Genomic DNA, 15,376 nt, shown 5'->3' on the forward strand with positions numbered 1-15,376 from the left:
CCGACCAGCACTGAGTCGTGTCACTTCGACGTGCGTTAGGCGCAGAGGTAGATATGCAGACACCGCAGGCTCTCTTTTCCACCACCACGTTGCCTGACGCACTGTCAGGCCCGGCCGCAGAAGCTCGGCAGCGTCTCGTGGATGCCCTGACACAGGCCGACAACCTGGCCTCGATGACCGGCAAGGCACTGCCCTCTGGGCCATGGCATGACCTGCCAGAGGCGCGTCGTGAAGCGCTGGCCCGCGTGGTGACGGTCTCGACGTTCGCATTGGAAACCCTGGCGCGCTTTCCCCACTGGCTGGCCGAGCTGGAGGCTTCTGGGGAGCTGGACCGCGCTCCCGACAAGGCGACGCTCGTGCAGTGGCTGCACGACGCCCTGGCAGACTGCGAGGAGGAGGAGAGCCTGCAGCGTACCCTGCGCCGCTTTCGCCGTGCCCGTATGCTGGGCATCGTCTGGCGTGACCTGAATCGGCCTGCAGGCGCCACCATGTGGCAGACGGCGCAGTCGGTTGCCTGGCTGGCAGAAGTGTGCATCGAGGCGGCACTGGGGTGGCTGGAAAACTTTTACGCCTCCCGGTGGGGGCTGCCTGACGTGCGAAGTGATGGCTCACCCCAGCGGCTGGTAGTGCTGGGCATGGGCAAGCTGGGCGCGGGCGAGCTGAACCTCTCCTCCGATATCGATCTGATCTTTGCTTTTCCCGAAAAAGGCGAAACCCAGGGAGGGCGCAAACCCCTCGAGCATCAGGAGTATTTTACCAAGCTCGGCCAGCGCTTGATTGCTGCCCTGGATGCCATGACGGCCGACGGTTTCGTGTTTCGCGTGGACATGCGTCTGCGCCCGCTGGGCGACGGTGGGCCGCTGGTGGGCAGCTTCTCGATGCTGGACAGCTACTATCAGGATCAGGGGCGTGAGTGGGAGCGCTACGCCATGCTCAAGGCGCGCCCCGTGGCAGGGGATATCGACGCCGGGCAGACGCTGCTGGCGAGCCTGCGCCCGTTCGTCTATCGCCGCTATCTGGACTTCGGCGCCATCGAGTCGTTGCGCGAACTCAAGGCGATGATCAATCGGGAAGTCAAACGCAAGGGCATGGAGAGCAATATCAAGCTGGGGCCCGGGGGCATTCGCGAAGTCGAGTTCATCGTGCAGGCATTTCAATTGATTCGCGGTGGGCGGGATACCGAGCTGCAAGTGACATCGCTGTACACGGCTCTCAATCGTCTGCCTGAATTGGGTTTGTTGCCCACTGCCGTGGTGGACGAGCTGCTGCCGGATTACGCCTTCTTGCGTGATCTGGAACATGCCATTCAAGCCCTGGAAGATCGCCAGACCCAGCAACTGCCTACCGATGACGATGATCGCGAGCGGGTTGCCTTCGCGCTGGGCTACGACGGCTGGTCATCCCTGCAGGAGCAGTTGAACCGCGTGCGTGAGCGGGTGCGTCGACACTTCGATGCCGTGATTGCCGACCCCGAAGAAGAAGCCGACGAGCCGCAGAGCGAAAACGCCCTGGCGCAGTGGCGCTTGCTGTGGCGCGAAGAGCTGGAGCCCGACGAGGCGCAGGCCTTGCTGGCCGGGGCAGGGTTCCATGAGCCTGAGCGAGCCCACAAGCGGCTGGTCAGCCTCTACCACTCACGGGCAGTGCAGAGCATGCAGCGCATTGGCTTCGAGCGGCTGGACGCCCTGATGCCGCTCCTGCTGGAGGCATTGGCCAGCAGTGACGCGCCGGATACCGCCTTGGCGCGGGTGCAGCCCTTGATCGAGGCCGTGCTGCGTCGGACGGCCTATCTGGCGCTGCTGCGTGAAAACCCCCATGCGCTGGAGCATCTGATGCGGCTCTGCTGCGCTAGCCCCTGGATTGCCGAGCAGCTGGCCAGATACCCCATCCTGCTCGATGAGCTGCTCACCCCGGACACGCTCTACACGCCTGCCGACAAGGCGCGCCTTGCCGACGAGCTACGCCAGACGCTCAATCGCCTGCCCGAGGATGACGAAGAGGCGCAGCTGGAAGCACTGCGGGTCTTCAAGCACGCCCAAATGCTGCACGTCGCGGCATCGGATGTGGTCGGTACGCGGCATCTGATGAAAGTGAGCGATTACCTGACCTTCATTGCGGAAGTGATTCTGGAAGCGGTGCTGGCCATGGCTTGGAAGCACTTGGCCCGCAAGCATGGCGTGCCCCCTGGCTGTAATAGCCGTGAGCCGGCGTTTCTGATCATTGGCTATGGCAAGCTGGGCGGCATCGAGCTGGGCTACGGCTCGGATCTCGATCTGGTGTTCCTGCACGACAGCGACGGCAAGGGCGCCACCGATGGTCCGCGTTCGCTGGACACCCCGGTCTTCTTTACTCGCCTGGGGCAGCGCATCATTCACCTGCTGACGGCCATCACGCCTGCGGGCAGCCTCTACGAGGTGGATATGCGGCTGAGGCCTTCGGGCAATGCTGGCCTGCTGGTGACCTCGCTGGAGGCTTTCGCCGACTATCAGCGTCAGAATGCCTGGACCTGGGAGCACCAGGCGCTGGTGCGGGCCCGGGTAGTGGCGGGCAGTGACGCACTGGCCGCTCGCTTCGAGACGCTGCGAGGTGCGATTCTGGGCGTCGAACGTGCCCAGGACACCTTGCGCAGCGATGTGGTCAACATGCGCCACAAGATGCGTGACCATTTGGGCAGCAAGGGGGCGGCCAATACCGTGAGCACCGAGGGCACCTTCGACTTGAAACACGATGCGGGTGGCATGGTGGACATCGAATTCCTCTGCCAGTATGCCGTGCTGGCCTTTGCCCACCAGACGCCCGCGCTGCTGACCTACAGCGACAATATCCGCATTCTGGAAACCCTGGCCGACAGCGGGCATATCACCCCCGGCGAAGCCGAACAGTTGAAAGAGGCCTACCTGGCTTACCGTAGCCGCACGCACCGGGCCGCGCTAACCGGCGAAAAGGCAGAAGGTAGTGCCCGCGAGCTGGCGAGCCATCGTCACGTGGTGGCGGACCTGTGGCAGCGTTTTCTGGGCGCATGATCCACCAAGGGCTAATGGGCAGCCGCAGGGATAAAAAGATAGCCTGTTAAGATAACAACAAGGACGACAGGACATGCATGCCACAACCCCAGCGGGCTCGCCGGTTCGGCAGGGCCGCTCATGACTGGCCACATTCTCGCCACGCTGCTGCCGGTATTCCTTATTGCTGGCTGCGGCGCTGCCTACGGGCGCTACCGCAGCCCCGACATTGGCAGCCTGAATACCCTGAACATGGAGCTGTTCGTGCCGCTGCTGGTATTTGCCGTACTGGCAGACCGCCAGGCGCCGCTGGCCGACTATGCCTGGCTGGCAACGGCGGCAGCGGTGGTGGTGCTGGGTTCCGGCCTGGTGCTGTGGCCGGTGGCCAAGTGGCTCTCGCTGGACATCAAGGTCTTCCTGCCGCCCATGATGTTCAACAACTCCGGCAACATGGGAGTGCCGCTACTGGTGCTTGCCTTTGGGCCCGAGGCGCTGCCCGCTGCCGTGGTGGTGTTCATCATCGAAATGCTGCTGCATTTTTCGGTAGGGCTCTACATGCTGGACCCGCGCACGTCCCTGTGGCGGATGCTGCGCATGCCCATCGTGGCTGCCAGCGTGGCAGGGCTGCTGGTCAATGTGGGGGGAGTGGCACTGCCCAGTTGGCTGTTGGAAGCCATGCACATGTTGGGAGGTATCTGTATCCCGCTGATGCTGTTTGCCTTGGGGGTACGGCTGCTGGAGATCGATTTCAGCGACTGGCGCACAGGGTTGCTGGGTGCCGTGCTGTGCCCGCTGTCGGGGCTGGTGGTCGCCTTGCCCTTGATGTGGCTACTGCCTTTGAACCCGCTGCAGACCGCCGTGCTGCTGGTATTTGCAGTGCTGCCTCCGGCAGTGCTCAACTATCTGGTCGCGGAACAGTACAAGCTGGAACCCCACAAGGTGGCTTCGCTGGTACTGATCGGTAATCTGGGCAGTCTGGTGGTCATGCCGCTGGCGCTGGCAGCGGCCTTTGCCTGGATACAAGCACCGCCCTAATGAAGAGAATGAAGTGCTTACCAGATGGCGTACCGACTCAGTGGCGCGGCTCGTCTTTCACCTCATAGCTGCCTTCCAGAACGTTCTGGTGCGGGCGATGGCCATGAGATGCCTGGCTTTGTGAAGAAGCATGACGTTGAGAGGCATAGCCGCCACCAATATCCTGAGCCTGCTCGGCACGCATTTGTTCCATGCGCTTTTTCATCTTGTGGCGTACGAAGGGCATCATGGCCCAGCCGATCAGCAAAAATATCAGGCCCAGTACCATGCCGACGATCATCAGCGCCCCGAAGGCAAGCCAGGTCAGCAGCAGCTTGACGCTGCCCATGACGCCAGTGGGGCGTGACTGAGCAGCTCGGGCGCGCCACTGGTGCGCAGCTTGCCAAGCAGCATTACGTTGATCGCGATTCATCTGTGGCATATATGCCTCCATCGTTCGTTTGCCTTATTGGAACATACCCCGATGGGCAAGTTCACTCTTGTGCTCGCCGTTTATCCGATTTGAAAATCAGTAAAGGCTAATTATGCAGCGTTAAACACCTGACATGCGGCTTCCCCCGTTGAGTGTTAGGATTTATGAGAACGCACCAGGAGAGTGCCAACCAAGTTCATTAACCAGGGTGGTGATATGACGAATCATGGAGGCAAGTCGGTATTTATCGCTTCGGCGATCATTATTTTCGGCTTGGTCATTATTGGCGCAGCGTTTCCAGAGGCCTTTGGCAATGCGGCGGAAACGGCACTGGCAACCGTTACGGAACTGTTTGGCTGGTTTTATCTGTTTTCGGTCTTTGGCTTTGTCGTGTTCTTGATTGGTCTTGCGCTGAGTAAATACGGCAAAGTGCGCCTTGGGCCACAGGATAGTACGCCCAGCTACAGCTTCTTTTCATGGATCAGTATGTTGCTGGCGGCTGGTTTTGGGGTAGGCCTGGTGTTTTACGGTATGGCCGAACCCATGTCGCACTACATCAACCCACCTTACGGCGATGTGCCCGCCGAAAGCGAAGCTGCCGCCCGTTATGCCATTCAGTACAGCTATTTCAACTGGGGTATCCACCAGTGGGCGGCGTTTTCGGTCGTGGGCCTGATCATTGCCTATTTTCAGTTTCGCAAGGGCCAGGCGGGGCTCGTATCGTCGGTTCTCTCTTCGGTCACCGCAAAACATCCACGAGTGCGCCCCTACGCGTCCTGGCTGGATGTGTTTGCGGTCGTGGCTACCGTCATGGGGGTCGCTACCTCACTAGGGTTGGGCGTACTGCAGATGAACGGCGGCTTGAACGCCGTTTTTGGCTTGCCTGAAAACGGCTGGTGGCAGTTCGTGATCCTGCTGGTGATGTTTTGTGCCTACATGGCCTCCACCTGGTCAGGGCTGGATAAAGGCATCAAGCGGTTATCCAACCTCAACATGGTGCTGTGCATCGGTTTGATGGTCTATGTACTGGTCACGGGGCCGACGGTGGCCATCCTGGAAACCATCACCTTGGGGATCGGTGATTATCTGCAGAACTTCATTGGCATGAGCCTGCGTATTTCCCCCTATAGTGATAACGAGTGGGCCAGCAACTGGACGATCTTTTACTGGGCCTGGGTGATTGCCTGGTCTCCCTTCGTCGGCACCTTCGTGGCTCGTGTTTCACGTGGGCGTACGATCAAGGAGTACGTGTTTGGGGTGCTTTTCGTGCCGCCGCTGTTGGCCTGCCTGTGGATCGGGGTGTTTGGCGGTGCCGCTTTGAACCTGGAGCTCAACGGTGATGTGGGGCTGGCGGCGGCCACGGAAGCGAATATCACGGTGGCATTGTTCGAGATGTTTGCCCTGATGCCGTTTTCTGGCCTGCTCTCGGTCATTGCCATGATGTTGATCTTCATTTTTCTGGTGACTTCGGCGGATTCGGCGTCGTACATCGTGGCGCAAATGACTGACAATGGCTCGATCAACCCGCCCCTTTACAAGCGCATTATCTGGGGCGTCTTGATTGCAGCGATTTGCCTGACGCTGATCGTGGCAGGCGGGCTTTCGGGGCTGCAGTCTGCAGCCGTGCTTGCGGCGCTACCGTTTACGTTCATTTTGTATATGATGATTGTCGTCCTGGTACGGGAGCTGCGTGCCGATCGTAAAGCCATGCTGACCCAGCTGTATCGGCGTCATGGTGAAACCCCGGTGGGAGCCGATGCTTTCGAGGCCGAGCAGCTGGGTGAAGAAGAGCGACTGCGTCGTGCGCCCAGCGTAGTGAACCGGCGTATCAATAGCTAATCAACAGTGTCGATAGAGGACGCACCGATGGAACAGGCGTGCTAATGGCCCGACAGGGACGTCACGGAGCCACGCGAAGGCAGCCCAAAGGCGTTGCCTTCGACCGTTGGCTGGATCGTATCGTAACCGTCGCCGTAGTGACCGCTATGGTGGTGGGACTCTCCGCCGTCCTGGCGCACTGGCTGCTGTAACGAGCTGCTGAGTGCCTTCGAGCAACGCCCGGCTAAGCCGGGCGTTTTTGCGTTTCGATGCGATTTCGGCCACGGCGCTTGGCATGGTAGAGCTGCTGGTCGGCCCTGCTGAGCAATTCGTCATGACCCAAGGGATGGTCAGGGGTGGTCGTTGCAATGCCCATGCTGGCGGTCAAGTGCGAATGCGTGGTGGAATAAGCATGGGGAATGGCCAAGGCAAGAATGGCCTGACGTAGGCAGTGGGCGGTTTGCATGGCTTCATCGGCATCCACGCCGGGAAGCACACACACAAACTCTTCCCCGCCGTAACGTGCCAGCAGGTCGCGGTGCGGTGTGATGCAGCCATTGAGCGCCTCAGCGACAGCACGCAGCGTGTCGTCACCCATGGCGTGGCCATAGTGATCGTTGAACTCCTTGAAGTTGTCGATATCGATAAAAATCACCGACAAGGGCTGATGCTGGCGTGCACAGCGTTGCCACTGCTTGGCCAGAAACATATCGAAATGGCGGCGGTTGGCCACGCCGGTGAGGCCATCGTATTGTGATAGCTGGTGTAGATGGTCGCGCTGCTCCAGACCCGACTGAAATTCACGCAATAAATGATCGAGACTCTCTACCAGGTGCCCTAGCTCATCGTTGCGGTGCCAGGTCAGGGTGGGCTTGGGCCACTGCCCGGGGCGCGTGGGGTCGGTATTAATGATCGCCGCGTGTACCTTGAGCAGCGGTCGAGTGATGAAGAAGTGAAAGAAGACGATGACCAGGCTACTCAGCAGGAATGCCTCGATCATGCTTCTTCCCACCACGGAGTAGCCGCGTTCCAGAAACTGGCGGGCGAGATAACCGTCGTCCAACGTGAGGACGATTTCGCCCACGGTGGCTTCCGGTGCATTGCTGCCCATGTAGTAACTCAGCGGCATCGAGTGGTGGGTAATGTCACCGAACAGCCGTTGGCCTAGCCAACTGTTGGGCGGTGGCTCCTGTGTGTCAAACGCTGCCAGCGCGCGGCCGAAGTCGTCACGTACGGCCACCTGGGCGATGTCGTTACCATTGAAGAGCCCATAGGCAATCTGGTGAGCCAGGTCCGGGTTGAGCTGGAACGCGGCTTCGGCGGCGGCCCCGTTGACGATGGCTAGCTGTTGCAAGGTGCGCTGTTTGACCTCTTCACGCATGGTGCTGGCATGGCCTACAAGCTCGAGACAGCCTGCGATGAAACTGATCACCACGGCAATCAGCAGGGTCAGCAGGGCTTGCTTGAGCGTCAAGCGGCCATGGATGAAGGATCGCTTGTCAACGCTCACGGCGCAGGCTCCTGTGTTGGCCCCAATGGGGTGTCCAGATGGCGTTGCAGTAGACGTGTGGCGTCGATACCGACACTGGGGTGGCACGCCAGGTACAGCGGGGCGTAGTAAAAAGTGAAAAGATGCTGTATCGCCAGATTTTGAGCATTGGCCAGGTACTCTGCCGCGGCACGCCCGGTGACGATCACGTCCAGCAATCCGGCACCCAGCCGCGCGATGTTTTCGCGTTCAGTAGGGGCGCGTAACACAGGCACGCCCTGGCTCTCTACGTAATCGCCAACGGCGTCTTCCCTGAAACTCCCCACGCGCTTGTCTTGCAGGTCGGCCAACTGATCAGCCTTCAGCGGCACTGTGGGGGATGCCAGGCTAAAGGCCGACCACTCATTGATGGCCAGTGGCCCCACCCACAGAAACTGCGACTCGCGGGCGGCGGTGCGCGTCGTGGAATAGACGCAGTGATACTCACGCAGCTGTGCTTCCGTGTAGGCGCGTGCCCAGGGCAGCAGGCGGAACTCTGCTTCGATGCCCGCATGCGCTAGTGCGTTACGTAGCTGTTGAGTGGCGGTGCCGACCAGGACGCCTTGATCGTTATGGTAGTTGAACGGGGGGTACTCTTCCGTATTGATGATCAAGTGGGGGAGATGAGCAAATGCCGGTGAGGCTAGCCAACCCCATAGCCCCAGCACCAGGAGGCCGGTTTTGACGTTGGTGAGACGCCGCTGTCTAGTCATCATGGTATGCCTGTGTGACTGCCGGGTAAGCGTTCACTCGCTCCAGTGCCTGTTGTAGCTGTGCCACCAGCAGCGGATCGGTCTCTTTGTTCAGGGCAAAGTATAGATAAGATTCGCTCAGCGTATGCACGGGCGTCACAACGTCAGCATGATAGCCTTCCTGCTCGGCGATCCAATGGGCGACATCCTCGCTGTAGGCCCATAAGTCGACGCGATGATGCAACAGCATATGCAGCGCACTGCGGCTGTCGATGGCGGGGCGTATCAGCTGCTCCGGGTAGCCTGCTTCCAGCAAGGACTGAGCGCCGATATCTTCGCGTATGACGGCCACACTGAGGCCCTGTTCCATGGCGTCGTCCAGCGATGCCATGCGTAGGGGGGAGCCTTCAGCCGCCAGTAGCACCACCCGGTCCCGGGCAATGGGGCCAACCCAGTGAAAGCGCGCCTCTCGGGAGGATGTGCGAGTGGTGGAGAAGAGCACGGTATTGGGGCGGTTCAAGGCGATTTCGTAGCCTCTTACCCAGGGGAAGTAACGGATGCTGTCACGCTTGAGAGGTGAACTGGTATGCGCCAGCATTGCCTCGAGCAGGTCGACGGCGGTGCCCTTGATCTCGCCTGCCTGCAGATAATTATAGGGGGGATACTCTTCGGTAATGAACGTCAGTCCAGCAAGCGAGGGAGGCGACGCATCGGCAAACGCAGGCAGTGAAGCCAGGCAGCTGCCAAGCCACACGGAGAGTGCTGCTCCCCCTCGTTTAAAGATTAACTTGCCGAGTCCCATCCTGAGGTGTCCCTGTCATTATATAATCCAGCAAAGTTAGAGTAACTCGATAGCGCTGTCACCTCTATTCTGTTAACGCTTTTCATGGCGGTATTGCATTTGGTACTGCTAATCTTGAGCTTCTTTTCCTGTGAGTCCTTTATATGCTGCCCAGTGCTGCGCCAGTGGTTAAAACGCCTTATGCTTCCCGCCGGGAAATTTTCGGCTGGGCAATGTTCGATTTTGCCAATCAGGCCTATACGTTATTAATTATTACCGTGGTATTTGGCGAGCTGTTTACCACCGTCATTGTGGGGGACCGCAATGACGGCTTTCGCCTGGCCAACTTTTTGTGGAGCCTTGCGCTGGCGATCAGTTATCTGATGGTAGTGGTTAGTGCTCCCTTGTGTGGCGCGATCATGGATTACCGTGCCGAGAAAAAACGCTTTCTGTTCTTCAGCTATCTGGCCACGGTGCTGACCACCGCCATGCTCTATTTCGTGACGCCAGGCTACGTGGTGTTGGGGCTGCTGCTGATCGTGCTTTCGAACTATGCCTACTCCATGGGCGAATCGTTCATTGCTGCCTTTCTTCCCGAGTTGGGCCCACCGGATGCATTGGGACGGATTTCCGGGTTTGGCTGGGCGTTAGGCTATGTGGGTGGACTGGTGGCTGCAGGTTTCACGCTGATGGTGCTGGGCGAGGCGACGGCGGATAATTTCGAGCAGATCCGCTGGGTGGGGCCCTTCGCAGCCGGGTTCTTCCTGGTGGCGGCAATCCCTACGTTCCTGTGGCTGAAAGAGCGTGGCATACCGCAGCCCGCTGGCGTCCCTTACCGTCAGATTGCTCGGCAGCGGATCATGGGCACCTTTCATGAGCTGCGTTACTTCAAGGATTTGAGCATTTTTCTGGTGTCGCTGCTGTTCTCCATGGCCGGTGTTTACATCATCATCGCTTTTGCCTTTATTTACGGGGCCCAGGTCATTGGCTGGGATGAGAGCGTACGCAATATCATGTTCATCATCGTCCAGGTGACCGCGGCCACCGGGGCCATCGGTTTTGGCTTTTTGCAGGATCGCCTGGGCGCCAAACGCACTTATCAGATCACCCTGGGGCTATGGGTAGCCGCCATCGTCGCCATTTGGGCCACGCCTGAACTCACGGCCTGGTTGAATGGCCGTTTCGGGCTGGAGTGGCAGGCGCAGCATCTCTTCCTGTGGGTAGGCTGTCTGGCGGGCTTGAGCCTGGGATCCAGCCAGTCCGCCAGCCGTGCCCTGGTGGGGGTCTTTTCCCCGTTGCCGAAATCTGCCGAATTTTTTGGTTTCTGGGGGCTGGCCAACAAGCTCGCAGGGGTGATGGGCATCGTCATGCTGGGGGTGTTGCAGGCCCTGATAGGCCTTCAGGCCTCCATTCTTCTGTGTGTGGTGCTGTTCATAACGGCTATGCTGATTTGTATGTTCGTGAACGAACGACGGGGTCGCGATGCCGCGGCGGCTTGGAAAAGCTCCTGAACTCGTGAGGTACGTCATGACGACAGCCAAGTCACAGCAGGGCGGTATCGTCATGATGCTGCTGTTCTGGGTGCTGCTGATCGGTGTCGGCACCTGGTGGGTCCAGGGCGGGCTCGAGCAGATGCTGTACCCCAATGCCCAGATCATGAATACGTCGCCGGAGAATGGCCCTGTCACGCTCAAGCGCAACCGTGCCGGCCACTTTGAAGCGCCGGGGGAGATCAACGGCGAAAGCGTTACGTTTTTGCTGGATACCGGCGCGACCTATGTGGCCGTGCCCGGGGAGTTGGCAGCGCAGCTGGGCCTGGAGCCTGGTCGGCGTGCCTGGTTCAATACTGCCAATGGCCGTGTCGAAGGCAGCCTGACTCAGCTGGATGAAGTGGCGCTGGGCGGCATCCGCATGAGTAACGTGCAAGGCTCCATCAGCCCAGGCATGGAGCGGGATACCGTCCTGTTGGGCATGAGCTTTTTGAATCACTTGGCCATCGAGATTCGCGGTGGTGAAATGATTCTACGTGTGCCAGAACCTTGAACCAACCTTGTGCGCTTGCCTAACATGTGCTTAGCTAAATGCTCACGGATGCAACCCAACAAGGAGTTACCATGGGTATTGAAGTCGGCGGTTTGTTAGGTTTGATTTGGCTCGTCATTGTCGTGTGGGCCATCGTCAAGGTGGCCAAGAGTTCGGCGGGCGGCCTTGCCAAATTGCTATGGATTATCGTGCTGTTGATGTTCCCGCTGGTGGGCTTGATTGCCTGGTTTTTGTTGGGGCCCAAAGGGTAGCGTAACCAACGGCTAACACTGTTGAACAGGCAGATATTAAAAAAGGCAGGCCCTATGGGCCTGCCTTTTTGCGATCAGTGCGATGGACGCGCTCGAGTCAGCTGTTACTATCGCTGGGTGGGGCCTTGTAATGCCCCGGGATTTTCAACTTCTCACCGTTGGGCAGATCGCGCACCTGGGTGGGTACATAAACACGCTTGATCACACTTTTTGCCTTGCCATTTTCCATGGCGATATCCTCCTGCCACATTGTCGACAGTTGCGCCTTCACATTAGCGCTTGATGGTGGAAGAATCAAGCCACCCACGGAAACGTCAGGGAGATGGGTGCTGAACGTTGATCAAGGGGCAGGCGTTACCGCAGTTTTAGGGTATCCTGAAAGCGCTCACAACCTGCTGTTGCAGAGGGGATGTGCGGGTGACAACACAAACTGCCTAAGCGGAGTGAAGGAAAAGGATGGTGGATCACTTGGAACAGCAATTTCAAGCACTTGGATCGCAGGAGGCGGTAACGCCCGACTACCCCGACCAGGATCATGTGCTGATTATTGAAGATGATCAGCGCTTGGCGGAGCTCACCCGTGACTACCTGGAAGCCAACGGCTTTCAAGTGACGATCGAAGCGGATGGTGCCAAGGGGGTAGATCGTATCCTGACGCTGCAGCCGGATCTGGTGATTCTGGATCTCATGCTGCCCGGTGAGGATGGCCTGGCCATCTGCCGCCGCGTGCGGCCCAATTTCGCCGGGCCGATCATGATGCTCACCGCGCGCACCGACGACCTGGATCAGGTGCTGGGGCTGGAGATGGGCGCCGATGACTACGTACCGAAGCCGGTACAGCCCAGGGTGCTGTTGGCCCGTATGCGTGCTCTGTTGCGGCGTGCCGACGGCCCTGCTCCCGACGGTGAAATGCGCCTGAAGTTCGAGAATCTGGAAATCGACAACGCCACCCGCGAGGCCTGGTTGGCAGGTGATCGCATCGACTTGACCAGCGCCGAGTTCGACCTTTTATGGTTGCTTGCCCGCAATGCGGGGCGGGTGTTGACGCGGGAAGAGATCTTCAGTGATTTGCGCGGCATCAAGTACGATGGCCAGGATCGCTCGATCGATGTGCGGGTCTCCCGTATTCGCCCCAAGATTGGCGATGACCCCAATCAGCCTCACCGCATCAAGACGGTGCGTAGCAAGGGCTATCTGTTCGTCAAGGACAGCTAACCAGGAGAGGTCGCCCAATGCGGCGAGTGCTGAGTCACGGCTCGTTTTTACGCTTCTACCTGCTCCTCGGGTTAGCGCTATGCGTGGTGTTTCTGATTGCCCTGGGTGGACGCTCGTTCATCGAGCAGGTGCGTCGAGAGGATTACCGAGAGCAGCTGGCTGCACTGCCCATGTCGATGATGACTCAGCGACTGGCCAGCGTGGCTGAGGAGGAGCGTGACGCGCTATTGGGCGAGCTCTCCGAGCGCCTGGGCATGCAGCTGGCGCTGCGTCGCATGGCCGATACCCCGCTGGGCTATTTCGAACGATCACGCATCGAGCGGGGTCGTGTGCTGGTGGCGGAATCCCCCTGGCAACTGCGCCAACGTTTGCCGGATTCTCCACGCCAGCATGAGGTATGGCTGCTGGAAGCGAATTTTGCGGCCTGGGGGGAGCGCCAATGGCAGGGTAGCCTGGTGGCGTTGGGCGAGTGGCTGGCTAGCATGCCGCCTCAGGAACGGGCCGATACCCTCAGCCACTTGCGCCCTGGTAGCTGGCCATTGACGCTGCTGAGCGCACCGCCAGAGGACCTGACTGCCGAACAGCGCTTTCAGATGACGCTCGGGGGCGTCATTACCCGACTGATGTCCGACAAGCTCGCCATCACGCTGGTCTACCAGCTCCCCGTCCCGCCGGGTGACACGCCCCAGTGGCTACAGGCAGGCCCCGTCACGCGGGGCGATACGCTGCCGCTCAACTTGCATCTCCCCTTGCTGGTCGGCCTGATGGCCGTGCTCAGCCTGATCGTTTATCTGATCATGCGCAGTATCGAATCACGCATGGCGCGACTGGAGCTGGCGGCAACCCGCATCGCCAGTGGCCGCCTGGAAACCCGTGTAAAAGTGGAAAGCGGTGATTTTCTCGGTCGTGTCGGCATGGCGTTCAACGGTATGGCCAATCAGGTGCAGAGCTTGCTGCGTGGCCAGCAGGAGATGATCCGCGCGGTCTCCCATGAGCTGCGCACCCCGGTGGCGCGTATCCGCTTTGCCGTGCAGATGGTGGAAGACATGACCGACCAGCCGGCCATTCAGAGGCAGCTACAGGGCATCGATGCCGATATCACCGAGCTGGACGAACTGGTCGATGAGATTCTGACCTATGCCCGGTTGGGGGGAGACACCCTGCACGGTGGCGAGCTTGAAATGAGTCTGGTCGACTGCCGTGCCATGGCCAACCGGGTCATCGATACCCTGGCCCCGCTGCACGCAGGCCTCACGCTTGAGCTCGACCCTGGCCCAGACATCGAACTGCTGGCCGAGCCTCGCTATCTTCAACGGGCGCTACAGAATCTGGTCGGCAATGCCTGTCGTTACAGCAAAACACAGGTGATCATTCGGCTCTGGGATGAGCCCCACCTCGTGCGCATCGATGTGGAAGACGATGGGCCGGGCATACCGCTGGAAGCCCGGGCCGATATCTTCAAGCCGTTTGCCCGGCTGGACGATAGCCGCGCCCGCAGCTCGGGCGGGTATGGCCTCGGGTTGTCCATCGTGCAGAAAATCATGAGTGGTCATGGCGGCAGCGTCACCGTGGACAGCAGCCCAGCGCTGGGCGGCGCCCGCTTTACCTTGCTCATTCCTCGTCGCGATTCGCCGGCCTGATCCCGGAGAGTACCGCAAAGGAGGTCTCCTGAGCCGTGCGTAAAAAGTCCTGCATCCACGGCGCTTCCATGGTCTCTTCACGAATGGCCGCGTACAGCGTGCTCCAGATGCCCTGTTCGCCCAGCTTGACGGCACTGACGTAGTGGCGCTCCAGATACTCGGTCAAGGCCCAGTTGGGCAGCGCGCAAACCCCACGGCCGCTGGCCACCAGCTGCATCATCATGATGGTCAATTCGGCCGTACGAATCTCCTTGGGGCGCACATTAGCGGGCGTCAGGAATTGGGTGAAGACGTCCAGTCGTGACTGCTCCACCGGGTAGGTGATCAACGTCTCTTCGGCCAGGGCGGCGGGCAGAACATAGGCACTGCCCGCCAGGCGATGCTGTCGGGCTACGGCCAACAACCCCTCGTAACGAAACAATGGCTCGTAGTGCACCCCTTCCAGCGGCTGAGGGTCGGCGGTGATGACCAGGTCCAGCTGCTCGCGTGCCAGGGCAGGTAGCGGGTCGAAATGGTGGCCGCTGGGGATGTCGATTTCCACCTCTGGCCAATGGTCACGAAAATAGTCCACGGTGGGCATCAGCCACTGAAAGCAGCTGTGGCATTCGATGGCCATGTGCAGGCGTCCCTGCTCGGTGCCTGCCAAGCGCGCCAGGTCTCGCTCGGCCTTGCGTACTTCGGGCAAAATGTCATCGGCCAGCGCCAACAGGCGCAAACCGGCGCGGGTAAATTCCACGGGGCGCGTCTTGCGCACGAACAGCGCGCTATCGATACGGCCTTCCAGGTCTTTCAACTGGTGGGAAAGCGCTGACTGGGTGAGGTGCACGCGCTCGGCGGCTTCCACCAGCGACCCCGTTTCCCTCAGCGCCAGTAGCGTGCGCAAATGGCGTAGCTCAATCATGGTGAGTAATTTTCATGTTTTATATTAGAATCTTTAGTTTGATTCACTTTTGTGCGGTGAG

At 59.8% G+C, this 15,376-nt stretch carries 15 protein-coding genes; 9 read left to right on the forward strand and 6 right to left on the reverse strand.

The genetic code is table 11. The features are described from left to right. The first annotated feature begins 53 nt into the window (after positions 1-53). Together glnE and KVY02_RS02945 are read left to right on the forward strand one after the other, a co-directional pair. Positions 54-3,020, forward strand: a complete 2,967-nt coding sequence (gene glnE / locus KVY02_RS02940) for a bifunctional [glutamate--ammonia ligase]-adenylyl-L-tyrosine phosphorylase/[glutamate--ammonia-ligase] adenylyltransferase (protein WP_218314294.1) — start codon at positions 54-56, stop codon at positions 3,018-3,020. 120 nt (positions 3,021-3,140) lie between these two features. Further along, complete coding sequence (locus tag KVY02_RS02945; RefSeq protein ID WP_218314296.1) at positions 3,141-4,034, forward strand: AEC family transporter; 894 nt, start codon at positions 3,141-3,143, stop codon at positions 4,032-4,034. Positions 4,035-4,071: 37 nt separating this feature from the next. Here the strand turns inward: KVY02_RS02945 and KVY02_RS02950 are convergent, their stop codons facing one another. Then, on the reverse strand, positions 4,072-4,455 hold the full coding sequence (locus KVY02_RS02950; RefSeq protein ID WP_081136365.1) for a hypothetical protein: 384 nt from the start codon (positions 4,453-4,455) through the stop codon (positions 4,072-4,074). Between the two features lie 207 nt (positions 4,456-4,662). Here KVY02_RS02950 and KVY02_RS02955 point away from each other — a divergent pair, with 207 nt between their 5' ends. Then, entirely contained in the window at positions 4,663-6,285 is a 1,623-nt protein-coding gene (locus tag KVY02_RS02955) for a BCCT family transporter (protein WP_100731000.1), read from the forward strand. 44 nt (positions 6,286-6,329) lie between these two features. Continuing rightward, the gene (locus KVY02_RS02960; protein WP_016916112.1) at positions 6,330-6,476 is read left to right on the forward strand and encodes a hypothetical protein; all 147 of its coding nucleotides are present in this window, start codon (positions 6,330-6,332) and stop codon (positions 6,474-6,476) included. 32 nt (positions 6,477-6,508) lie between these two features. Here the strand turns inward: KVY02_RS02960 and KVY02_RS02965 are convergent, their stop codons facing one another. The 3 genes from KVY02_RS02965 to KVY02_RS02975 are packed head-to-tail and all read right to left on the reverse strand — an operon-like array spanning position 6,509 to position 9,238. Then, complete coding sequence (locus KVY02_RS02965; protein ID WP_218314301.1) at positions 6,509-7,774, reverse strand: sensor domain-containing diguanylate cyclase; 1,266 nt, start codon at positions 7,772-7,774, stop codon at positions 6,509-6,511. Continuing rightward, entirely contained in the window at positions 7,771-8,508 is a 738-nt protein-coding gene (locus KVY02_RS02970; RefSeq protein ID WP_256357553.1) for a substrate-binding periplasmic protein, read from the reverse strand. Before KVY02_RS02970 ends, KVY02_RS02965 begins: the two co-directional genes overlap by 4 nt. After that, the gene (locus KVY02_RS02975; protein WP_218314302.1) at positions 8,498-9,238 is read right to left on the reverse strand and encodes a substrate-binding periplasmic protein; all 741 of its coding nucleotides are present in this window, start codon (positions 9,236-9,238) and stop codon (positions 8,498-8,500) included. The genes KVY02_RS02970 and KVY02_RS02975 overlap by 11 nt, the downstream gene beginning before the upstream one ends. 191 nt (positions 9,239-9,429) lie before the next feature. Here KVY02_RS02975 and KVY02_RS02980 point away from each other — a divergent pair, with 191 nt between their 5' ends. The 3 genes from KVY02_RS02980 to KVY02_RS02990 all read left to right on the forward strand — a co-directional run bounded on the left by KVY02_RS02980 (position 9,430) and on the right by KVY02_RS02990 (position 11,559). Next, a complete protein-coding gene (locus KVY02_RS02980; RefSeq protein WP_218314303.1) occupies positions 9,430-10,776 on the forward strand; it encodes an MFS transporter in 1,347 nt (448 codons plus the stop codon). 16 nt (positions 10,777-10,792) lie between these two features. Continuing rightward, positions 10,793-11,308 carry a retropepsin-like aspartic protease family protein gene (locus KVY02_RS02985; RefSeq protein WP_016916117.1) on the forward strand — a complete coding sequence of 172 codons (516 nt, stop codon included), beginning with the start codon at positions 10,793-10,795 and terminating at the stop codon, positions 11,306-11,308. 71 nt (positions 11,309-11,379) lie between these two features. Further along, positions 11,380-11,559, forward strand: a complete 180-nt coding sequence (locus KVY02_RS02990; protein ID WP_039181690.1) for a PLDc N-terminal domain-containing protein — start codon at positions 11,380-11,382, stop codon at positions 11,557-11,559. 97 nt (positions 11,560-11,656) lie between these two features. On the opposite strand, the gene KVY02_RS18235 is transcribed toward KVY02_RS02990, so the two are convergent. After that, positions 11,657-11,788 (reverse strand): hypothetical protein, encoded by a 132-nt coding sequence (locus tag KVY02_RS18235; RefSeq protein ID WP_016916118.1) that lies wholly within the window; start codon positions 11,786-11,788, stop codon positions 11,657-11,659. A 227-nt stretch (positions 11,789-12,015) separates the two neighbouring features. On the opposite strand from KVY02_RS18235, the gene KVY02_RS02995 reads away from it, so the two are divergent. Both KVY02_RS02995 and KVY02_RS03000 read left to right on the forward strand, forming a co-directional pair. Continuing rightward, complete coding sequence (locus KVY02_RS02995; protein WP_016916119.1) at positions 12,016-12,774, forward strand: winged helix-turn-helix domain-containing protein; 759 nt, start codon at positions 12,016-12,018, stop codon at positions 12,772-12,774. 17 nt (positions 12,775-12,791) lie between these two features. After that, positions 12,792-14,414 carry an ATP-binding protein gene (locus KVY02_RS03000; RefSeq protein WP_218314304.1) on the forward strand — a complete coding sequence of 541 codons (1,623 nt, stop codon included), beginning with the start codon at positions 12,792-12,794 and terminating at the stop codon, positions 14,412-14,414. Here the strand turns inward: KVY02_RS03000 and KVY02_RS03005 are convergent. After that, positions 14,386-15,315, reverse strand: a complete 930-nt coding sequence (locus KVY02_RS03005; protein ID WP_096921478.1) for a LysR family transcriptional regulator — start codon at positions 15,313-15,315, stop codon at positions 14,386-14,388. The genes KVY02_RS03000 and KVY02_RS03005 overlap by 29 nt on opposite strands. Between the last annotated feature and the right edge of the window lie 61 nt (positions 15,316-15,376).

Origin of the sequence: Halomonas sp. 18071143, from assembly GCF_019211725.1 — a bacterium.
Lineage (GTDB): Bacteria > Pseudomonadota > Gammaproteobacteria > Pseudomonadales > Halomonadaceae > Vreelandella > Vreelandella stevensii.

What these genes read in the sequence shown, in the direction of transcription:
- glnE (WP_218314294.1), top strand. Translation starts at nt 54, where the DNA reads ATGCAGACACCGCAGGCTCTCTTTTCCACCACCACGTTGCCTGACGCA.
- KVY02_RS02945 (WP_218314296.1), top strand. Translation starts at nt 3,141, where the DNA reads ATGACTGGCCACATTCTCGCCACGCTGCTGCCGGTATTCCTTATTGCT.
- KVY02_RS02950 (WP_081136365.1), bottom strand. Translation starts at nt 4,455, where the DNA reads ATGCCACAGATGAATCGCGATCAACGTAATGCTGCTTGGCAAGCTGCG.
- KVY02_RS02955 (WP_100731000.1), top strand. Translation starts at nt 4,663, where the DNA reads ATGACGAATCATGGAGGCAAGTCGGTATTTATCGCTTCGGCGATCATT.
- KVY02_RS02960 (WP_016916112.1), top strand. Translation starts at nt 6,330, where the DNA reads ATGGCCCGACAGGGACGTCACGGAGCCACGCGAAGGCAGCCCAAAGGC.
- KVY02_RS02970 (WP_256357553.1), bottom strand. Translation starts at nt 8,508, where the DNA reads ATGATGACTAGACAGCGGCGTCTCACCAACGTCAAAACCGGCCTCCTG.
- KVY02_RS02980 (WP_218314303.1), top strand. Translation starts at nt 9,430, where the DNA reads ATGCTGCCCAGTGCTGCGCCAGTGGTTAAAACGCCTTATGCTTCCCGC.
- KVY02_RS02985 (WP_016916117.1), top strand. Translation starts at nt 10,793, where the DNA reads ATGACGACAGCCAAGTCACAGCAGGGCGGTATCGTCATGATGCTGCTG.
- KVY02_RS02990 (WP_039181690.1), top strand. Translation starts at nt 11,380, where the DNA reads ATGGGTATTGAAGTCGGCGGTTTGTTAGGTTTGATTTGGCTCGTCATT.
- KVY02_RS18235 (WP_016916118.1), bottom strand. Translation starts at nt 11,788, where the DNA reads ATGGAAAATGGCAAGGCAAAAAGTGTGATCAAGCGTGTTTATGTACCC.
- KVY02_RS02995 (WP_016916119.1), top strand. Translation starts at nt 12,016, where the DNA reads ATGGTGGATCACTTGGAACAGCAATTTCAAGCACTTGGATCGCAGGAG.
- KVY02_RS03000 (WP_218314304.1), top strand. Translation starts at nt 12,792, where the DNA reads ATGCGGCGAGTGCTGAGTCACGGCTCGTTTTTACGCTTCTACCTGCTC.
- KVY02_RS03005 (WP_096921478.1), bottom strand. Translation starts at nt 15,315, where the DNA reads ATGATTGAGCTACGCCATTTGCGCACGCTACTGGCGCTGAGGGAAACG.